Origin of the sequence: Pseudomonas sp. 21LCFQ02, assembly GCF_024129895.2 — a bacterium.
Classification (GTDB): domain Bacteria; phylum Pseudomonadota; class Gammaproteobacteria; order Pseudomonadales; family Pseudomonadaceae; genus Aquipseudomonas.
The window spans coordinates 2,153,051-2,170,272 of sequence record NZ_CM178749.1 but is presented as its reverse complement, the minus strand read 5'-3'; the positions used below and the strand labels follow the sequence as shown (position 1 = coordinate 2,170,272).

Genomic DNA, 17,222 nt, shown 5'->3' with positions numbered 1-17,222 from the left:
TTAAGGCACCCGCCGTAGGAGCTGCCGGGCGGCGATCTTTAGCAGCGAAGGCTTCGTAGTCAAGAAGGCTTCGCTGCTGAAGCTGCTCCTACACGGGATCTGCCCTCCCACCGCTTTAGATTGCACTTTCTAAAGCGAGACGGCAGCATCGAACCCTCACCTGCGCAGCAGCCCATCATGAAGTTGAGGCCCACCCATGCAGATCATCAAAGCCACGCTGGAACATCTGGACCTGCTGACGCCGCTGTTCGTGAAATATCGCGAATTTTACGGCGAGCTGCCCTTCCCGGACTCTTCACGGGACTTTCTTGAAAAACGCCTGAGCCGTGATGAGTCAGTCATCTTTCTTGCCGTAGCCAAAGACGACGAACGAAAGATTCTTGGTTTCTGCCAGCTTTACCCCAGTTTTTCTTCCCTGTCGCTCAAGCGCGTGTGGATCCTCAATGACATCTATGTCGCAGAAGATGCACGCCGCCAGTTGGTCGCCGACCATCTGATGAAACACGCCAAGAAGATGGCCAAGGAGACTCAGGCCGTGCGTATGCGGGTCTCGACCAGTATCGATAACGAGGTTGCCCATCGGGTCTATGAGTCGATCGGCTTCAAGGAAGACACCCAGTTCAAGAACTACGTTCTGCCCATCAGCGACAGCTGACAGCAGCGGTGGGCTGCGAACAGATCGCAGCCTGACCGGCCCGCTGCCGGAGCGCCTGCATCAATCTGTAACCTGTCGCCACACCCTCTCACACCCCATCCAGCAGTTCTGGCTCTATAATGCCGCGCGTCTGTCGTCGCCCGCGCTATAGACATCGGCTGTAAAACCACGCTGATTGACCAGGTACTCCAATGGATTTCAACCCGTTAGACCTTATTCTGCACCTCGATGCTTACCTTGAGTTACTGGTGGCCAACTATGGTCCCTGGATCTACGCGATTCTGTTCCTGGTGATTTTCTGCGAGACAGGGCTGGTGATTTTCCCGTTCCTGCCCGGCGATTCGCTGCTGTTCATCGCCGGCGCCGTGGCCGCTGGCGGCGGTATGGACCCGGTGCTGCTGGGCGGTCTGCTGATGCTGGCGGCGATCATGGGCGACAGCACCAACTACGTCATAGGCCGAACCATGGGGGAAAAACTGTTCACCAACCCCAATTCGAAGATCTTCCGTCAGGACTATCTGGCCAAAACCCACCTGTTCTATGAGCGGCATGGCGGCAAGACCGTGACCATGGCGCGCTTCCTGCCGATCTTTCGCACTTTTGCTCCGTTCGTCGCCGGCGTGGCGCACATGCCTTATCTGCGCTTCTTCGGTTTCAGCGTACTGGGTTCGATTATCTGGGTCGGCAGCCTGGTCACTCTGGGCTATTACTTCGGTAATGTGCCGTTCATCAAGAAACACCTGACGCTGGGCGTGCTGATCATCATCCTGCTGTCGCTGCTGCCGATGATCATTGGCCTGTTGCGCACCCGCTTCAGCCGCTCGGCGGACGCCCGCTAAGCCCATGTGGTCATTCGGCAAATGGCGCCGGGCACGCACCCTCAAGCGCAACCCGGTGCCAGACGCGCTCTGGCAGCGGGTGCTGGAGCGCCTGCCGATCCTTGACGGGCTGGGCGACGAGCGACTCGCCTGGCTGCGTGACGCCTGTGTACTGTTCCTGCAAGACAAACACCTCACCACCCTGCCCGGCGTGACCCTGGACGACGAACAGCGCCTGCTGCTGGCCGCCCAGGCGCAATTGCCGTTGCTCAATCTGGGCGAGCTGAACTGGTATCAGGGTTTTCATGAACTGGTGATCTATCCCGACGACTTCCTCAGCCCGCAGCGTTATCGCGACAGCAGCGGCGTGGAACACCAGTACGACGGTGAGCACAGCGGCGAAGCCTGGTATCAGGGCCCGGTGATTCTCGCCTGGGCCGGCGTTGCGTCCAGCGGCGGCTGGGAAGCCTATAACCTGGTGATCCACGAACTGGCGCACAAGCTCGACATGCTCAACGGCGACGCCAACGGTCTGCCGCCACTGCACAGTGACATGCGCGTCAGCGCCTGGGCCAGCGCCATGCAGGGTGCCTTTGACGACATGAACCGCCAACTGGATGCCGATCCAGACTGCGAAACCGCCATCGACCCCTACGCAGCGGAAAACCCGGCCGAGTTCTTTGCCGTCACCAGCGAATACTTTTTCAGCGGTCCGGACCTGCTGCACGAGGCATATCCCAAGGTGTATGAACAGTTGAAGCTGTTCTACCGCCAGGACCCACTGGCGCGCCTGCAACAGCTGCAACGTGATGACCCGGCCTACCAGCAAGTTGATGCTCACGAGGCCGTCGAGAACCCGGCCGGCTAATAACCGGGCGTGCTTCTACGTCTAATGGATAGATGCCCGGTGCGTGGCAAGCCCTCGGGAATATGCCTATAATCCGGGCCACTTTTTGGCGGTTAGCGCCAATAGGGTACCTCTGAAAACGTAGGCGAGGCAGTCAGCGCAAGGCGAAAACAGGCGAGAAAGCGGAGTTTACGAGTTGTAAATGAGCATTTTGAGCCTGTTTTCAACGCAGCGATGGCAACGCAGGTAGTTTTTAAAGGTGCCCGATAACTGTCTGTTAAACCACGGGGACATAGTCCAATGAGCTACAGCAAGATTCCGGCTGGCAAAGACGTGCCAAACGACATCTACGTCGCGATCGAGATCCCGGCCAACCACGCGCCGATCAAATACGAAATCGACAAGGACTCCGACACCCTGTTCGTTGACCGCTTCATGGCCACCCCGATGTTCTACCCGGCCAACTACGGTTTCATCCCAAACACCCTGGCTGACGACGGCGACCCGCTGGACGTACTGGTCGTGACCCCTTACCCGGTCGCCCCAGGTTCGGTAATCCGCGCCCGTCCCGTTGGCATCCTGCACATGACCGACGACGGCGGCGGCGATGCCAAAGTCATCGCAGTGCCTCACGACAAGCTGAGCCAGCTGTATGTTGACGTGAAGGAATACACTGACCTGCCAGCCCTGCTGCTGGAGCAGATCAAGCACTTCTTCGAGAACTACAAAGACCTCGAAAAAGGCAAGTGGGTCAAGATCGAAGGCTGGGGCAACGCTGACGCGGCCCGCGCCGAGATCAGCAAGTCGGTTGCCGCCTTCAAGGGCTGATACCGCTGCACCCTGTGCGAAGCGCCTGCCCGGGCGCTTCGGCACTGCCCCTTCAAGCGTTTCAGGCGCTTGAGCATGTTTAAAAATTACGTTTACACATCCTCCCGATTAAACACTGAACACCCCGCCCTCCATCGCACTCCATTCTACCGCCGGGTTTATCAAGCTATATCAGGCTTGAGAAATGCCCTACAAGCGCTCAGAGCCTGCGTAGGCACACTCATCACCCACCACAAGACGCACTGCGCATTTGAACGCTTCGTTCATTTAAACGCGCTCGCTGCACTCGTACACTCACTGCCCATGAATACATCAGGTGATCGACTACGTACCCTTCTGCGCGAGTGCCATCTCTCCGCCACGGACTTCGCCGCCAACCGCCGGGTCACGCCGCAGCACGTGAACAACTGGTTCAAACGCGGCATTCCCATGGCACGCCTGGACGAAGTGGCCGAACTGCTCAGCGTCTCGCCACGCTGGCTGCGCACCGGCGAAGGCCCTAAACACTCCACAGAGCCTGCCAATGAGAGCGATGGCGGCGAGCCCAAGCCCGGCCCGGCACCCGCCAGCCTGGCGGATGTGGAAATACAGGTGTTCCAACAGGCCGAAGCCGGCCAGCACGTACTGAGTGAAGTCGCTGGCCGCAAGATTCGTCTGCCGCGCCATACCCTGGATGAACTGAACATTCACCCCAAAGACGCCATGTGCCTGAGCATGAACGGCAACAGCATGGCCGACCGTCTGCACAACGGCTCGCTACTGGGCATCGACCGCAACACCACCCAAGTCATCGACGGTGAGATGTACGCCCTGGAGCACGGCGGCCTGCTACGCATCCGCTACCTGTACCGCCTGCCCAACGGCGGCCTGCGTTTGCGTAGCCACAACAACCACGAATACCCGGACGAATCATTCAACGCCGAACAGATTCACCAGCAAGGCATCCGCGTACTGGGCTGGGTGTTCTGGTGGTCAACCCTCAACCAGCGAAAAAATCCTCCGGCCGCCAGCTGAATCGCTACGTCCAGGCATGTTGCAAAGCATTTCAAGGCTGGGCAGCCGCGCTCAATCCCGGTATCCTGTGCGCCACTTACGGTAATGGTGGCTCACACGGTTGCCTGGCGGCACACTCCACACGAGCGTGTTGCACTCCAGACTCGCATTCCTCGCGAATGCACCTTTTGCAGGCGGCTGCGGTTTACCAAAAATAAGCCAAAGTCGCCAACGAGAAGCCGGCCACAAGCCGGCTTTTTAATGCCCGCTGAAAAGCCGTCACCACCCCGGCCCCACATTGATATAAGAATCATTACCAACTATCATCGCGACTTCTTTCGGGAGGCGGGTCGTGAGCGCGGATCGTATAGGGCTTCTGTATGCGCAGCACCATAGCTGGCTGACCGGTTGGCTTTATCGCCGATTAGGCTGCAACAGCCAGGCGGCCGACCTTGCCCAGGATACGTTCCTGCGTATTCTCACCTCCCAGCACACAACCGGTGAAAACCTGACCCTGGATCGTCCCCGCGCCTATCTGGCAACGGTGGGTCGGCGGCTGGTTTGTGATTATTTCCGCCGTCAGTCACTGGAGCGCGCTTATCTCGATATGCTCGCGGCGATGCCCGAGGCTTTTGCCCTGTCGCCGCAGGAGCAATGGCAGATGCGCGAGACGCTGTTGCAGCTCGATGCACTGCTCGATGGTATGAAGCCGGTGGTACGGGCGGTATTTCTGTTGGCGCAGATTGACGGCCTGACCTACGTGCAGATCGCCCGCCAGCTGGGCATTGGTGAGCGCACCGTCAAACGCCATATGGCCAGTGCCTTCGAAGCCTGCATTCTCTGCGATATCGGCTTGTAATGGCCGCATCAGCCCCGATCAGCCCAGATGTCGCACGCCAGGCCGCGCGCTGGCTGGTGCTCATGCACGAGCAGCCGCTCAGTGCCGCGCAGCAGCAAGCCTGTATGCGCTGGCGCACCAGTGACCCTGAGCATGAACGCGCCTGGCAACGCGTGCAGCATGTGCAACAACAGCTCGGCGGCCTGCCACCCGACATTGCCATGGGCACGCTCAACCGTGAACGACGCAAGGCTTTGAAGGCGCTGTTGGTGTTTGCCGCCATTGCACCGGCAAGTTACTTCGGTTATCGCTTTGGCAGCGGGCAAGGCTGGATGGCCGACTACCGGACGGCCACAGGCGAGCGGCGACAGCTGACACTTGCCGATGGCAGTGTGGTCGACCTGAATACTGACAGTGCCATCGACGTAAACTTCGATGCCGGGCAACGGCTGATCCGCCTGGTGCGCGGCGAGATCCTGATCAGTACCGGCATTGACGTTGCCGGGCGGCCCCTGCGCGTGGCCTGCGCTGAGGGAGTCATGGAACCGCTGGGTACCCGGTTCAGTGTCCACCAGCTCAGTGGCGTCACCCGGCTCGCAGTGCTGCAAGGCCGGGTCAAGGCCAGCCCGGTGCAGGGGCCATCGCAGGTGGTGCAAGCAGGAGAGCAAGTGTCTTTCAGCGCCAGCGCCTTCGGCCCTGTAAGCCCGGCCAGCGAACTGGCTACCCGCTGGACACAAGGCCAACTGGTGGCCGAGAACTTGCCGCTGCGCGACTTCCTTCAAGAGCTGAGCCGTTATCGTGCCGGGCGATTGCACTGTGACGATAGCGTGGCGGACTTGCGTATCAGCGGCGGTTTCCAGCTCGACAATATCGACGCCATTCTTGCCGCACTGCCGACCACGCTCCCGGTCGCCGTGAACTACCGAACCCGTTATTGGGTGAGCGTCAGCAAAGCATGATTGTTTTTGGCCCGTTTTTTCGCGCCGCACGTCCTTGTCAGTAACTCTGTCATTACCCCAAGGACATTTTGCTCCATGACCCACTCCAGTACTCCGCGAGCAGCCCTGCGCAACACGCTTGCTGTGTCATTGCTGACACTTGCCCTGGCTGGCCAGCCAATGCGCGCGCAGGCAGACGAGGCCGTTGCTCACTACAACATCCAGGCCGCCAGCCTGAGCCAGGCGCTGACCGCCTTCAGTTCGCAGGCGAAAATCTCCGTGCAGTTCGCTCCGGCACTGGCCCAAGGGTTGAGCTCCCCCGGATTGCAAGGCGACTACAACACTGAGCAAGGCCTGGCTGCGCTGCTGGCCGGTTCTGGTCTTGGTGCGGTGCGCTTGGGAGACCGGGTGTATGGGCTGGTCAGAATCAGTGCCGATGCAGGCTCAGTGACGCTGCCGGATGTGGCTATCACCGGCAACCGCTTCTCTGCCGATGGCTCGCAAGCCGCAGGTTATGTGAGCGAAAACGTCAGCACTGTCGGTGCGCTGGGCGGCATGAAGCTACAGGACACGCCCTACTCCATGAGCGTAACGTCCCAGGCGCTGCTCAAGAACCTGCAGGCCACCTCGACAGACGATGTGTTCAAACGCAATCCCTTCGCCCAGCTGTACTCGCCCAAGTCAGCAGGCTACGCCAGTGCCATTACCATTCGTGGTTTCGGCGGATCTTCGAGCCTGAACATCGCCAACGACGGTCTGCGCTTCAGCACCCTGGCCGATGCCGGCAATTTCATCGAAGACACCGAGCAACTGGAAGTGGTAACGGGGCTTACCGGCTTCCTGTATGGCCCCGCATCGCCCGGCGGGCTGGCCAACTATGTGCTCAAGCGGCCGACCTATGAGCGTTACAACAGCGTCACGCTCGGCAACGCAGGTGGCGAGAATTACTACCTGCACGGCGACTTCGGCGGCCCGCTCGACAGCGAGGGCAAGTTTGCCTACCGCCTCAACGTGCTGACCCAGGATGGCGAAACCGCAATTGACCTGCAGAAGCGTCGCCGGCAGATGGTCAGTCTGGCACTGGACTGGAATGTCAGCGACGACCTGCTGGTGCAGTTCGACGCCTCACACAAGAAAAGCCAGACCCGCGGCCTGACCAGCTATTGGTATTTCGCCAACGAAGCCTACCGCCCCGGCGCAACGTCACTGGACACCGGCAAGCTGTATAGCCAGAAGTGGGCGTTCACTGACAACGAGACCGACAAACTGGGCGTGCGGGCCAAATGGCGCCTGAATGACACCTTCAGCGTGCGGGCCGCCGTGGCTGCGCAGCAGTACACTCAGGAGTACACCTACACCGGCCCGCAAGTCGATGCGCCCGGCCTGTACACCCAGCCGCTGTATGCCTTTGCGCCCCTGGAAACCCAGGAGTACTCGGGCTATCTGTTCCTCGACTCGCAGTTCGCCACCGGCCCGCTCGATCACAAGCTGACGCTGGGCTATCAGGGCAATAGCGCACGCACCCTGATGTACACCGACCATACCCCGCCCCAGCAACAGCGCTCGGTGACCGGCCCGGCCATATCGCTCAATGAGTTACCGCAGGTCAGCAAGCCTGGTTACTACATCGGCCACGGCAGCCAGCACACCTCCAGCACCAGCGACACCCACAACCTGTTGATCGGCGACATCATCACCTTCAACGAACAGTGGTCGACCATCCTTGGCGCCACCCACACGCAGATCAACACCTACACCAACAACTTTGCCACCTCCGCGAACCCCACCAAAACCGAATATGACAAGAGCCTGACCTCACCGAGCGTATCGCTGATCTACAAGCCAGCGCCCTGGCTGACAACTTATGCCACCTACATCGAAGGACTGCAAAGTGGCGGTATCGCACCGTCCAACGCACTCAATGCCGGGACCGCGCTGGCGCCGCAGATCAGCGAACAGTTCGAGGTCGGAGCCAAGGCCAGCTTCGGTGACACGCTGGTGACGCTGGCACTGTTCAACATTGAAAAACCCAACGCTTATCGGAACGCGGCACGCCTTTTCGTGCAGGATGGCCTGCAGGAAAACAATGGCCTGGAATTCGGAGTAACCGGCAAGCTCACCCCGCAACTGACGATTGTCAGCGGCTTTACCCTGCTCGATGCCGAAGTGAAAAAGGGCGCGACGGCGGCGAACAACGGCAACTCGCCGATCAACGTCGCCAAACAGTTGGCCAAGATCTACGCCGAATATGACATTGCCTCTGCACCCGGCTTTGCCGTGACCGGCGGTGCCTTCTATACCGGCAAGCAGTATGCCGACGAGGCCAACAACTACACCCTGCCGTCCTTCACCACGTTCGATGCCGGTGCCCGTTACCGCCTGCCGCTGGGCGATAACACGCTGACCCTGCGAGCCAACCTGAGCAACCTGACCGACAAGAAGTACTGGCTCAACACCAGCTATCTGGGCGACCCGCGTACCCTCGCCTTCTCTGCGCAACTGGAGTTCTGATAAACCGCCAACGAGGATCGACAAGGCGAGAGTACATTCATGCCACTGCTCGCCTTGAGTTGATTGCTACTGATTGGCTGCTCCGGCCAGCCCCGCCTCAAGCTCGGCAATGCTCGGCAAATGGCGCCCCAGGTTTTCCGGCAGGTCGCGCAGCAACTGGTATTCGGCAACCAGACGGTTCTGCTGCCCTTGAGCTGGGCCAGCCAGTCGCTGTAGCCCTCAGTTGACATCCTCCCCGCCCTAAAGGGCGGGGATTCCCACAACTGGACGCTCATGCCCGAGCGCGAGAATGTTCTTGGCGGCGTTGACGTCGCGGTCGTGGGTGGCACCACACCCACAACAAGTCCATTCCCTTATTCCAAGCCCTGCGATACCTCTCGGCCTCGAGTCCGGCAATTGCTTGCAGCTCGAACAGGTTTGGGTGGTGTTTCTCTCGCTAACAACCTTGAAAACCGTGCCTGCGTGATCGCATTTGTATTCCAGCATGGTTTTCAATTGACCCCAGCCGGCGTCCAGCACCGACTTGGCCATCCTGGTTTTCGCGAGTTTCAGTGAGTTCACATCGCCCACCACAATGACGCCACAACGCGCTACCAGCGCGTTGCTGAACTTATGCAGGGCATCCTTGCGGCGGTTCGCAATCCTGGCGTGAATCGCCCGCACACGAGCCTTCTTGCCGGCACGCTGGGCCGTGCCCAAGGCTCTTTCCAGATCCCGGTAGAACCTACCGCTTTCAAGGCGATCACCGTCGCTGCAGGTGGCCGTGGTTTTCAGTCCGAGGTCGATACCCACCGCGTCCTGGCCTGGCGATAACTGCCGGTCGACCTCGACCACGACGTTGAAATACCAGCGTCCACGGGTGTCCTCGTTGAAGCTACCGGATCTGAATTTAAAGCCCACCAGGCCGTAGCTGTCCCAGACCTTGAAGTGCTGTTTGTTGAAGACGACCTGGCCGTTTTTCCAGACAGCAGCGCCGACCTTGAAGGGCACCCAGCCCAGACTGCGCCGGGCGCCGCCCGAGCAGCGCCAGCGGAGCTGGCGCTTTTTGAACTGCTTGCGCCGTGTGACATATTCGTCGGCAACAGCCTGCACCGATTGGCTGTGCAGCCCCAGGTCTTTGCCGGCCCCGTTGGTGTACTTGTGAATGTCGAACGCCGACAGAAAACGACCACGCTCACGAATCGAGCGACGGCTCAACTCGTTTACGTAGTTCCACACAAAATTCACAGCGCGAGACGCTTCACGCAACTGCGCTGCGTGCTTGTCTCGCACTCGAATCTTGAGGGTTTTGGTCGCTTTCATTTCAGTCATGAAACACAGGATGGGGCGGTTTTATGGATGTTAACCCCTATGACCGCTTCGCGGTGGCGCTTTCATCCCCCACCTGAAGGAAGGGGCTTTTCGCGCCAGCTTGGTAACCCGCTCATCTGCCCGCTCATAGTCCGCCACTGCCATCATTGCCATAGGAAGCGGCCAGTCTAACCAGCGGTTAGCGGGTGAGCTCTGGCACCCGGCAAGCCAACGATGTGGCTTACAGGGACGCGCGTTGTCAGAAAGGTCTGATGTTCAGTCAACCCGATGGAGGCTACGTCTCCAGACCGGGATAGTAGTTCTTGGCCTTTCAAGACAACTGGAAATCTGGCCCGCAAAAGCGCTCCATCACCCGTTCAGGGATATCATACCGGCCATGTAAAACGCGCCATACATCAATATGATCTTCGCGCTCCATATAAAAGACCAGGTAGGGATAACGTCTCAACGGCCAGCACGACAGGCCAGGAATGCTCAACTCATGGGCATAACGGGATATACCCGACGCTGGATGACTACTGAGGCAAGCGTAAGCCTTTTCCAACGCATCAATAAAGCCAAGCGCGGCCTGTTCAGCCTGCTCGGCCAGGTAATAGTCGATAATCTCTTCTATATCCTTGTTGGCCAAGATCCTCGGAATGACAGCCTTGGTCATCCCGGTCGGCCCTCACGCACTTTGGCACGCAAAGACTCAAAGTAAGCAGCGTCAACGGCAGTACCAGATTCCGATCTGGCACCTTCCAGCAGCAGTCCACGCAACTGTTGCCTTGCCTGGTCTGAGCGAATCAGCTCACGAACGTACTCACTACTGGTGCTGTAACCGCGCTGAATGACCTGCTCATCGACATAAGCCTTCAGGGCATCGGGTAGCGAAATATTCATGGTACTCATAGCTTCGCCCACTCTTGGCAAATTTTGCCAAAGTATATACCTGTGCCTGAACCTGACCACCTCGCCTTGATAGCCAATACCAAGATGAGAGTCGTCTTGCAGTCTGGTTGTGACAGCGGTCGCTTTGAGCTGGGCCAGCCAGCCGCTGTAATTCTCAGGAAATCCTGCCATCTGTCCGCTCACTGTGCCGCCCCTGCCATCGTCGTTGTGGGAAGCGGCCAGTCTAATCAGCGGTTAGCAGTCGAGATCTGACACCCGGCAAGCCAACGATGTGGCTTACCGGGACACGCGTTGTCAGAAAGGTCTGATGTTCAGTCAGCCTGCCAGGCCGGCGGCTTTGGCCCGTGCGGCATGCAGTTTTTTGTAGCTGTCGACCAGCCGCTGGTGACGCTCGAGGCCTTCGAGCTTCGTGCTGGTCGGGGTCAGGCCGTAGAAGCGCACGCTGCCTTGAAGCGATCCGAGCACCGCATCCATACGCTCGTTGCCGAACATACGGCGGAAGTTGACTTCGTAGTCGGCCAGTTCCAGTTCGTTGTCCAGTTCAACTTCCAGCGCCACGTTCACCGCCTGGTAGAACAGGCCGCGCTCGACGGTGTTGTCGTTGTACTGCAGGAACATTTCGACCTGTTCCTTGGCTTCTTCGAAACGCTGCAGCGCCAGGTTGATCAGCAGCTTGAGTTCCAGAATGGTCAACTGCCCCCAGGCGGTGTTGTCGTCGAACTCGATACCGATCAGCGTGGTGATGTCGCTGTACTCGTCCAGTTCGCTTTCGGTCAGGCGCTGTACCAGATCTTCCAGTTGCTCCTGTTCGAGGCTGTGCAGGTTGAGGATGTCTTCGCGAAAGAACAGCGCCTTGTTGGTGTTGTCCCAGATCAGGTCGTCTACCGGGTAGATTTCCGAGTAACCCGGCACCAGGATGCGACAGGCGGTGGCGCCGAGGTCGTCATACACCGCCATGTACACTTCCTTGTCGAGGTCGGCAAGGATGCCGAACAGGGTCGCGGCTTCCTGGGCGTTGGAGTCTTCGCCCTGGCCTGAGAAGTCCCACTCGACGAACTCAAAGTCAGACCTGGCGCTGAAGAAACGCCACGACACCACACCGCTGGAGTCGATGAAGTGCTCAACGAAATTGTTTGGCTCCATCAGCGCCTGGCTTTCGAAGGTCGGCTGCGGCAGGTCGTTCAGACCTTCGAAGCTGCGGCCTTGCAGCAGTTCGGTCAGGCTGCGCTCCAGCGCCACCTCGAAGCTTGGGTGCGCGCCGAACGAGGCGAACACGCCGCCGGTACGCGGGTTCATCAGGGTCACACACATCACCGGGAATTCACCGCCCAGCGAGGCATCCTTGACCAGCACCGGGAAGCCTTGTTCTTCCAGGCCCTGAATACCGGCGACGATGGCCGGGTACTTGGCCAGGACATCCTGCGGCACGTCCGGCAGCGCCAGCTCGCCTTCGAGGATTTCGCGCTTCACCGCCCGCTCGAAGATCTCCGACAGGCACTGCACCTGGGCTTCGGCCAGCGTGTTACCGGCGCTCATGCCGTTGCTGAGAAACAGGTTCTCGATCAGGTTGGAGGGGAAGTAGACCACCTCGCCATCGGACTGACGCACGAACGGCAGCGAGCAAATGCCACGTTCGATGTTGCCGGAGTTGGTGTCGTACAGGTGCGAACCGAGCAGCTCGCCATCGGGGTTGTAGATCTCGCGGCAATGCTCGTCGAGGATCTCTTTGGGCAAGGCGTCCTTGCGCCCCGGCTTGAACCAGCGCTCGTTGGGGTAATGGACGAATTCGGCGTTGGCGATGTCCTCGCCCCAGAACTGGTCGTTGTAGAAGAAGTTGCAGTTCAGCCGTTCGATGAACTCGCCCAGTGCCGAGGCCAGGGCGCTTTCCTTGGTCGCGCCCTTGCCGTTGGTGAAACACATCGGCGAATGCGCGTCGCGCACGTGCAGCGACCAGACGTTGGGCACGATGTTGCGCCACGAAGCGATCTCGATCTTCATCCCCAGCGCGGCGAGGATCCCCGACATATTAGCGATGGTCTGTTCCAGCGGCAGGTCCTTGCCAAGAATATAGGTGTTGGCACCCTCAGCAGTGCTGGGGATCAACAGCGCCTGGGCATCGGCGTCGAGGTTGTCGACTTCCTCGATGATGAACTCCGGACCTGCCTGCACGACCTTTTTCACCGTACAGCGATCGATGGAACGCAAAATGCCCAGACGGTCTTTTTCCGAGATATCGGCGGGCAGCTCGACCTGGATCTTGAAGATCTGGTTGTAACGATTCTCCGGGTCGACGATGTTGTTCTGCGACAGGCGGATGTTTTCGGTAGGAATGTCGCGGGTCTGGCAGTACAGCTTGACGAAATAAGCCGCGCACAAGGCCGACGATGCCAGGAAATAATCGAACGGCCCCGGTGCCGAACCGTCGCCTTTATAGCGGATCGGTTGGTCGGCGATGACCGTGAAGTCATCGAACTTGGCTTCAAGTCGAAGGTTATCGAGAAAGTTGACCTTGATTTCCATGCGGGACTACCAGAATTGCGAGCAGAATTGGCGGCCATTATCCGGGTTTTGCATGGCAGGTGTTGTGGTTTTGCTCAGGGAGGCACACCACAGTTATTCGCGTAGAAAACTGTAGCCTTGAAGCCACAGCCTGCCCGAGATCAAGATTACCTGATGCTCTAGAGCTACAAAACTGGCAGCCAATCCTGGTTTCTCGAAACGAGAGGCTTGGTCTTTTTGTATCCCTTGGGCTACATTTTATGACACCAAGCAATTTATTGACGCTTAAGGGCTACAAATGACGACGCTCTTCGATGTAGCAGAAATGCTCAAACAAGCTCGCAAAGAGGCTCAGCTCAGTCAGGAGGCGCTGGCCAGCCGCGCAGGTGTTTCGCGCTCTACCGTGGCTCGCATGGAAACAGTCGCCAAGGGCGATATGAGCGTGGCAGCCCTCGTTCGCCTGCTGGAGGCAGCCGGCTATGACCTGAGGATGGTCAGGGCAGGCCATGTGCGTACGGTTGAGGACATACTCGCCGAACAACGTTCGGGGGTGGCAGATCAATGATACTGGACGTCCATGTCTGCGGTAGAACGGTTGCCAGGCTGTACCGTGAAAGAGACGAATACGTCTTGCACTACCTCCCGCAAACAGCGGCAGCCGATTTCGTCAGCCTGGCACTACCGGTACGTGAGGCGCCTTGGCGCTGGCCACGTGATCTGTTCCCTTTTTTTCGCCAGAACTTGCCTGAGGGCTACCTGCTGGGCGTCATTCGCGAAGAGTTCGGTGCATTGCTTGACGGTACAGATCTTTCTCTGCTGGCCGTGATTGGTGCAACCGGTATTGGCCGGGTCACGATCACCCCCGAGGGCGTCAGACCAAAAGCCGAAATAGAGCCATTGGAAATCAGTCATCTACTGACGGCAGAAAATACCGCCGGGCATTTTGCGACACTGGTACGCCGTTATGCCCGGGCAGCAATTTCAGGCGTGGTGCCCAAATTCATCGCCCAGGATGTGAGCGTTAACAAGCTACCGTTAGGCAAGCCCACTTTGCGCACCCGCTTTCACATCATCAAGGGTTCTGACGATACGACACCTTATCTGGGCTTTAACGAGTTCTACACCATGCGGGTTCTGGAGCGTCTGCAGACCGCCCCCGTAGCGCCATGCCGCATGTCGGAAGACGGCCGGGTTCTGGTGGTGGATCGCTTTGATGTAGATGAGCATGGCGTTGCATCTCACGGTGTGGAAGATGCCTGTGGTTTGCTGGGGCTGCCACCCCACGAAAAGTACGCAACAACCATAGAACGTGTATGCAATGCCACCCAGGTTTATGTACCTGCCGAACATCTGCGCAAGCAACGCGAACACCTGGGCTGGCACCTGCTGACAAACTATGTGGTGCGTAATGCAGACTGCCATGCCAAGAACATCGCGTTGTATTACACCTCACTGGCAGACGTGAGGTTCTCGCCTGTTTACGATCTAGTCACAACCCAGGCCTACCCGCGCTTCGCAGCAAATCCGCCCGGTTTATCTATAGGAGGTCGGCAGACCTGGACACCGGGGCGCACACTGGAAACTTTTTTCAATGCTCGCCTGGGCATTGGCCCTCGCCAGTATGCAGCGATGGTCGAGCAGTTGTGCGAGTCCGCAGTCGTTACCGGCAGAGAAGTGATTGAAGCCGCAAAGAACGAGCCGGCCTGGCGCGATGTAGCAAAACAGATGGTACACGCCTGGAACGAAGGCATGCAGACACTGCGCAGTTCGAAGGCCGCGCCCCACCTGCGCGGGCTGGATGCTGCCATCCATGAAGCCGGGTTCTCCGACCCCATCGCACCTGAGGATAACCGGATACAGGTCGGCCGCTCAGAGTTGCTGGCTCCACGAAAGCGTTAGAGGCAACACTGTTTCGCACATTTCAACATGCCTCCCGCTGGAGGTGACTCAACCCGAAAGCCAGGCGGATCGCTCACAACCGTGTGCATGTGAGTAAGTGGGCGCTATCGCGTCTGACTCTGGCGATCCAGCCACCGGAGCTGCAAACCAACTGAGACCACCACAGGTTGAGGCCAAGACTTCGAAGGGCGTACCCTGACACTTTCGGTCGGGCAACCTCTGCCGAGACCTCGTGAAAACTGGTAACCCTGCCATGAGCCTCGACCTGCAACAGCTCTACAACAAAGCCTGGTTATTCGCCGCCCAGGCTCACCTGGGGCAGACGCTGAAAGCCTCGGATCTGCCTTACGCCACCCACGTGGCGATGGTCGCCAACGAGCTGATCTTCGCCGATCGCCAGGAGTCGGTCGGGGCCCTGGACATCGCTCTGCCCGCCGCGCTGCTGCACGATGTGGTGGAAGACACCGGCATCAGCCAACAGGTGCTGGCCGAGGTGTTTGGCAAACCGGTGGCATCCACCGTGGCCAGCCTGAGCAAGAACCTGATCGCGCCTTACTCTGACGAACGATACATGCAAGGCATCGCCGCACACTCGCGCGAGGCTGCGGTGATCAAATTGTGCGATCGCATCACCAACCTGCAATCGGCGCCCGACAGCTGGTCACATGCCAAACGCAGTTCCTACCTGGCCGAATCGGCGCAGATTCTCAGTACGCTCGGCCATGCGCATGGATACCTGCGCGAACGGCTGCTGGCGGCCATGGCGAGTTACCGGCAGCGTTACGTTGATATCAACTGATTCAATCGCCAGAAGCGCCTGATGAGCGCCTGCGCAGGTAATCGACTGCTCAAGCACCCACATTCTGCAAACACGGCGCACAGCGGCGAATCATCTTGCCAATGCGTCCATCAGCGCTGGCGAGATAGCGTGCTCGACTCAACGGCCTTTTTGCCGCGTGCCGAGATCACGCTCGCCAGGATGATGATCGCCGCCCCCAGCAACATGCGCACTGAAGGTTCTTCACTGAACAGCGCCCAGGCACAGGCAATCGCATACACCGGTTCCAGCGCGATGATCAGGCCGGCACTACGCGCGTCCAGGTTTTTCAGGCTGCGCACGAACAGGTACTGCGACAGGCCGGTGCAGAACACCCCGAGCACCGCCAGATAGACCCAGTCCATGCTGCTCAGTACGTGCTGGCCCAGGCTGTTGACCACGAACGGCGCCACCAGCAGCGATACCGTGAGGTTCTGCCAGAACGCGACCTGCATCGAGTCCAGGCCCTTGATGTAGCGACGGTTGACGATGGCCAGCAAGGCAAACGAGAAGCCTGAACCCAGGCCCCACAGCAAGCCGATGGTGCCCTGGTCGGCGAAGTCGAAGGACGGCACCACCAGCACCAGGCCGAGGCTGACCAAGGCAACCAGCACAGCCTCACCGAACCTGATGCGCTCACGGAACACCACCCGGTCGATCAAGGCAATGAACGCAGGAAAGCTGGCGAACCCGAGCGTGGCAACCGCCACGCCGCCGACCTTCACGGCGATGAAAAAGCTGATCCAGTGCGAGGTCAGAAACATCCCCGACACGGCCAGCACCGCCAGCTTGCGCCCGTTCAGGCCGCTGAATACCGGGCGCCCCTGCAACTGGGCAAACGCGCCCAGTGCCAGTACCGCGAAGGCCGCACGACCGAAAGTGATGATGCTGGAATCAGCCTGGATAAGCGCACCGAGGATGCCGGTCATACCAAACAGAATGGCGGCGATGTGCGCACAAATCAGGGCATTGCGATGCACTGTCGCGCAGTAAGCCTGCGCAACATTGGAGGAAACGATCATGGCAGTAATCTCAAAATTCAGGCGAACGCAGCCGGTCTGTGCTGGCTTGCGCACTGGTTTTGTTCAATCAATTCATGGGTTATCTGGCAGCCGATAAAGCCTAGGGGCTGTTGACGTTTCAGCGCAGGCCGCGTTGCAGCGCCAAATCGTGTCAGGCGAGGCGAAGGACGCAGGAAAGGGTCACTCCCTTTTCAAGTCCTTCAACAAAGCATGGCGCGATTTGGGGCGCAACCCGCAGGGCCGTGGCTGTTTTGTCGCATGCACCCCAACAGAGTGAAGCCTGTGCAGGCCGACAAAACAGACCTCGGCGCGGTTGTGATGAAACGACAACAGCCCCTATTACCATGGCGCCGCA

General features: G+C 59.1%; 16 protein-coding genes. 11 read left to right on the top strand and 5 right to left on the bottom strand.

Going from position 1 to position 17,222, the window contains the following annotated elements:
- The first annotated feature begins 196 nt into the window (after positions 1 to 196).
- The 8 genes from NJC40_RS09850 to NJC40_RS09815 all read left to right on the top strand — a co-directional run bounded on the left by NJC40_RS09850 (position 197) and on the right by NJC40_RS09815 (position 8,428).
- Positions 197 to 655, top strand: a complete 459-nt coding sequence (locus NJC40_RS09850) for a GNAT family N-acetyltransferase (RefSeq protein WP_045487195.1) — start codon at positions 197 to 199, stop codon at positions 653 to 655.
- Positions 656 to 846: 191 nt separating this feature from the next.
- Positions 847 to 1,494, top strand: coding sequence for a DedA family protein (locus NJC40_RS09845; protein ID WP_253143034.1), 648 nt, complete (start codon positions 847 to 849; stop codon positions 1,492 to 1,494).
- A gap of 4 nt (positions 1,495 to 1,498) precedes the next feature.
- Positions 1,499 to 2,341 carry a M90 family metallopeptidase gene (locus NJC40_RS09840; protein WP_253143033.1) on the top strand — a complete coding sequence of 281 codons (843 nt, stop codon included), beginning with the start codon at positions 1,499 to 1,501 and terminating at the stop codon, positions 2,339 to 2,341.
- Between the two features lie 279 nt (positions 2,342 to 2,620).
- A complete protein-coding gene (ppa, locus tag NJC40_RS09835; protein WP_045487186.1) occupies positions 2,621 to 3,148 on the top strand; it encodes an inorganic diphosphatase in 528 nt (175 codons plus the stop codon).
- A 303-nt stretch (positions 3,149 to 3,451) separates the two neighbouring features.
- Positions 3,452 to 4,162: a LexA family transcriptional regulator gene (locus NJC40_RS09830; protein ID WP_253143032.1), complete on the top strand. Its 711-nt coding sequence runs from the start codon at positions 3,452 to 3,454 to the stop codon at positions 4,160 to 4,162.
- A gap of 331 nt (positions 4,163 to 4,493) precedes the next feature.
- Complete coding sequence (locus NJC40_RS09825; protein WP_045487180.1) at positions 4,494 to 5,000, top strand: sigma-70 family RNA polymerase sigma factor; 507 nt, start codon at positions 4,494 to 4,496, stop codon at positions 4,998 to 5,000.
- Positions 5,000 to 5,938 carry a FecR domain-containing protein gene (locus NJC40_RS09820; protein WP_253143031.1) on the top strand — a complete coding sequence of 313 codons (939 nt, stop codon included), beginning with the start codon at positions 5,000 to 5,002 and terminating at the stop codon, positions 5,936 to 5,938. Before NJC40_RS09825 ends, NJC40_RS09820 begins: the two co-directional genes overlap by 1 nt.
- A gap of 75 nt (positions 5,939 to 6,013) precedes the next feature.
- Positions 6,014 to 8,428, top strand: a complete 2,415-nt coding sequence (locus NJC40_RS09815; RefSeq protein ID WP_253143030.1) for a TonB-dependent receptor — start codon at positions 6,014 to 6,016, stop codon at positions 8,426 to 8,428.
- A gap of 240 nt (positions 8,429 to 8,668) precedes the next feature.
- Here NJC40_RS09815 and NJC40_RS09810 read toward each other — a convergent pair whose 3' ends face one another.
- The 4 genes from NJC40_RS09810 to NJC40_RS09795 form a co-directional block, all read right to left on the bottom strand.
- A complete protein-coding gene (locus NJC40_RS09810) occupies positions 8,669 to 9,730 on the bottom strand; it encodes an RNA-guided endonuclease InsQ/TnpB family protein (protein ID WP_492180521.1) in 1,062 nt (353 codons plus the stop codon).
- 319 nt (positions 9,731 to 10,049) lie between these two features.
- Complete coding sequence (locus NJC40_RS09805; protein ID WP_045487171.1) at positions 10,050 to 10,394, bottom strand: type II toxin-antitoxin system RelE/ParE family toxin; 345 nt, start codon at positions 10,392 to 10,394, stop codon at positions 10,050 to 10,052.
- Entirely contained in the window at positions 10,391 to 10,630 is a 240-nt protein-coding gene (locus NJC40_RS09800) for a ribbon-helix-helix domain-containing protein (protein ID WP_045494206.1), read from the bottom strand. The genes NJC40_RS09805 and NJC40_RS09800 overlap by 4 nt, the downstream gene beginning before the upstream one ends.
- Positions 10,631 to 10,945: 315 nt before the next feature.
- Positions 10,946 to 13,150 carry an OsmC domain/YcaO domain-containing protein gene (locus NJC40_RS09795; RefSeq protein ID WP_253143051.1) on the bottom strand — a complete coding sequence of 735 codons (2,205 nt, stop codon included), beginning with the start codon at positions 13,148 to 13,150 and terminating at the stop codon, positions 10,946 to 10,948.
- Positions 13,151 to 13,427: 277 nt separating this feature from the next.
- Between NJC40_RS09795 and NJC40_RS09790 the strand changes: the two genes are divergently transcribed.
- The 3 genes from NJC40_RS09790 (at position 13,428) to NJC40_RS09780 (ending at position 15,827) form a co-directional block, all read left to right on the top strand.
- Complete coding sequence (locus tag NJC40_RS09790; RefSeq protein WP_045487168.1) at positions 13,428 to 13,694, top strand: helix-turn-helix domain-containing protein; 267 nt, start codon at positions 13,428 to 13,430, stop codon at positions 13,692 to 13,694.
- Complete coding sequence (locus NJC40_RS09785; RefSeq protein ID WP_045487167.1) at positions 13,691 to 15,028, top strand: type II toxin-antitoxin system HipA family toxin; 1,338 nt, start codon at positions 13,691 to 13,693, stop codon at positions 15,026 to 15,028. The genes NJC40_RS09790 and NJC40_RS09785 overlap by 4 nt, the downstream gene beginning before the upstream one ends.
- A 253-nt stretch (positions 15,029 to 15,281) precedes the next feature.
- Positions 15,282 to 15,827 carry an HD domain-containing protein gene (locus NJC40_RS09780; RefSeq protein ID WP_253143053.1) on the top strand — a complete coding sequence of 182 codons (546 nt, stop codon included), beginning with the start codon at positions 15,282 to 15,284 and terminating at the stop codon, positions 15,825 to 15,827.
- Positions 15,828 to 15,937: 110 nt separating this feature from the next.
- Here NJC40_RS09780 and NJC40_RS09775 read toward each other — a convergent pair whose 3' ends face one another.
- The gene (locus NJC40_RS09775; RefSeq protein WP_253143052.1) at positions 15,938 to 16,864 is read right to left on the bottom strand and encodes a DMT family transporter; all 927 of its coding nucleotides are present in this window, start codon (positions 16,862 to 16,864) and stop codon (positions 15,938 to 15,940) included.
- Between the last annotated feature and the right edge of the window lie 358 nt (positions 16,865 to 17,222).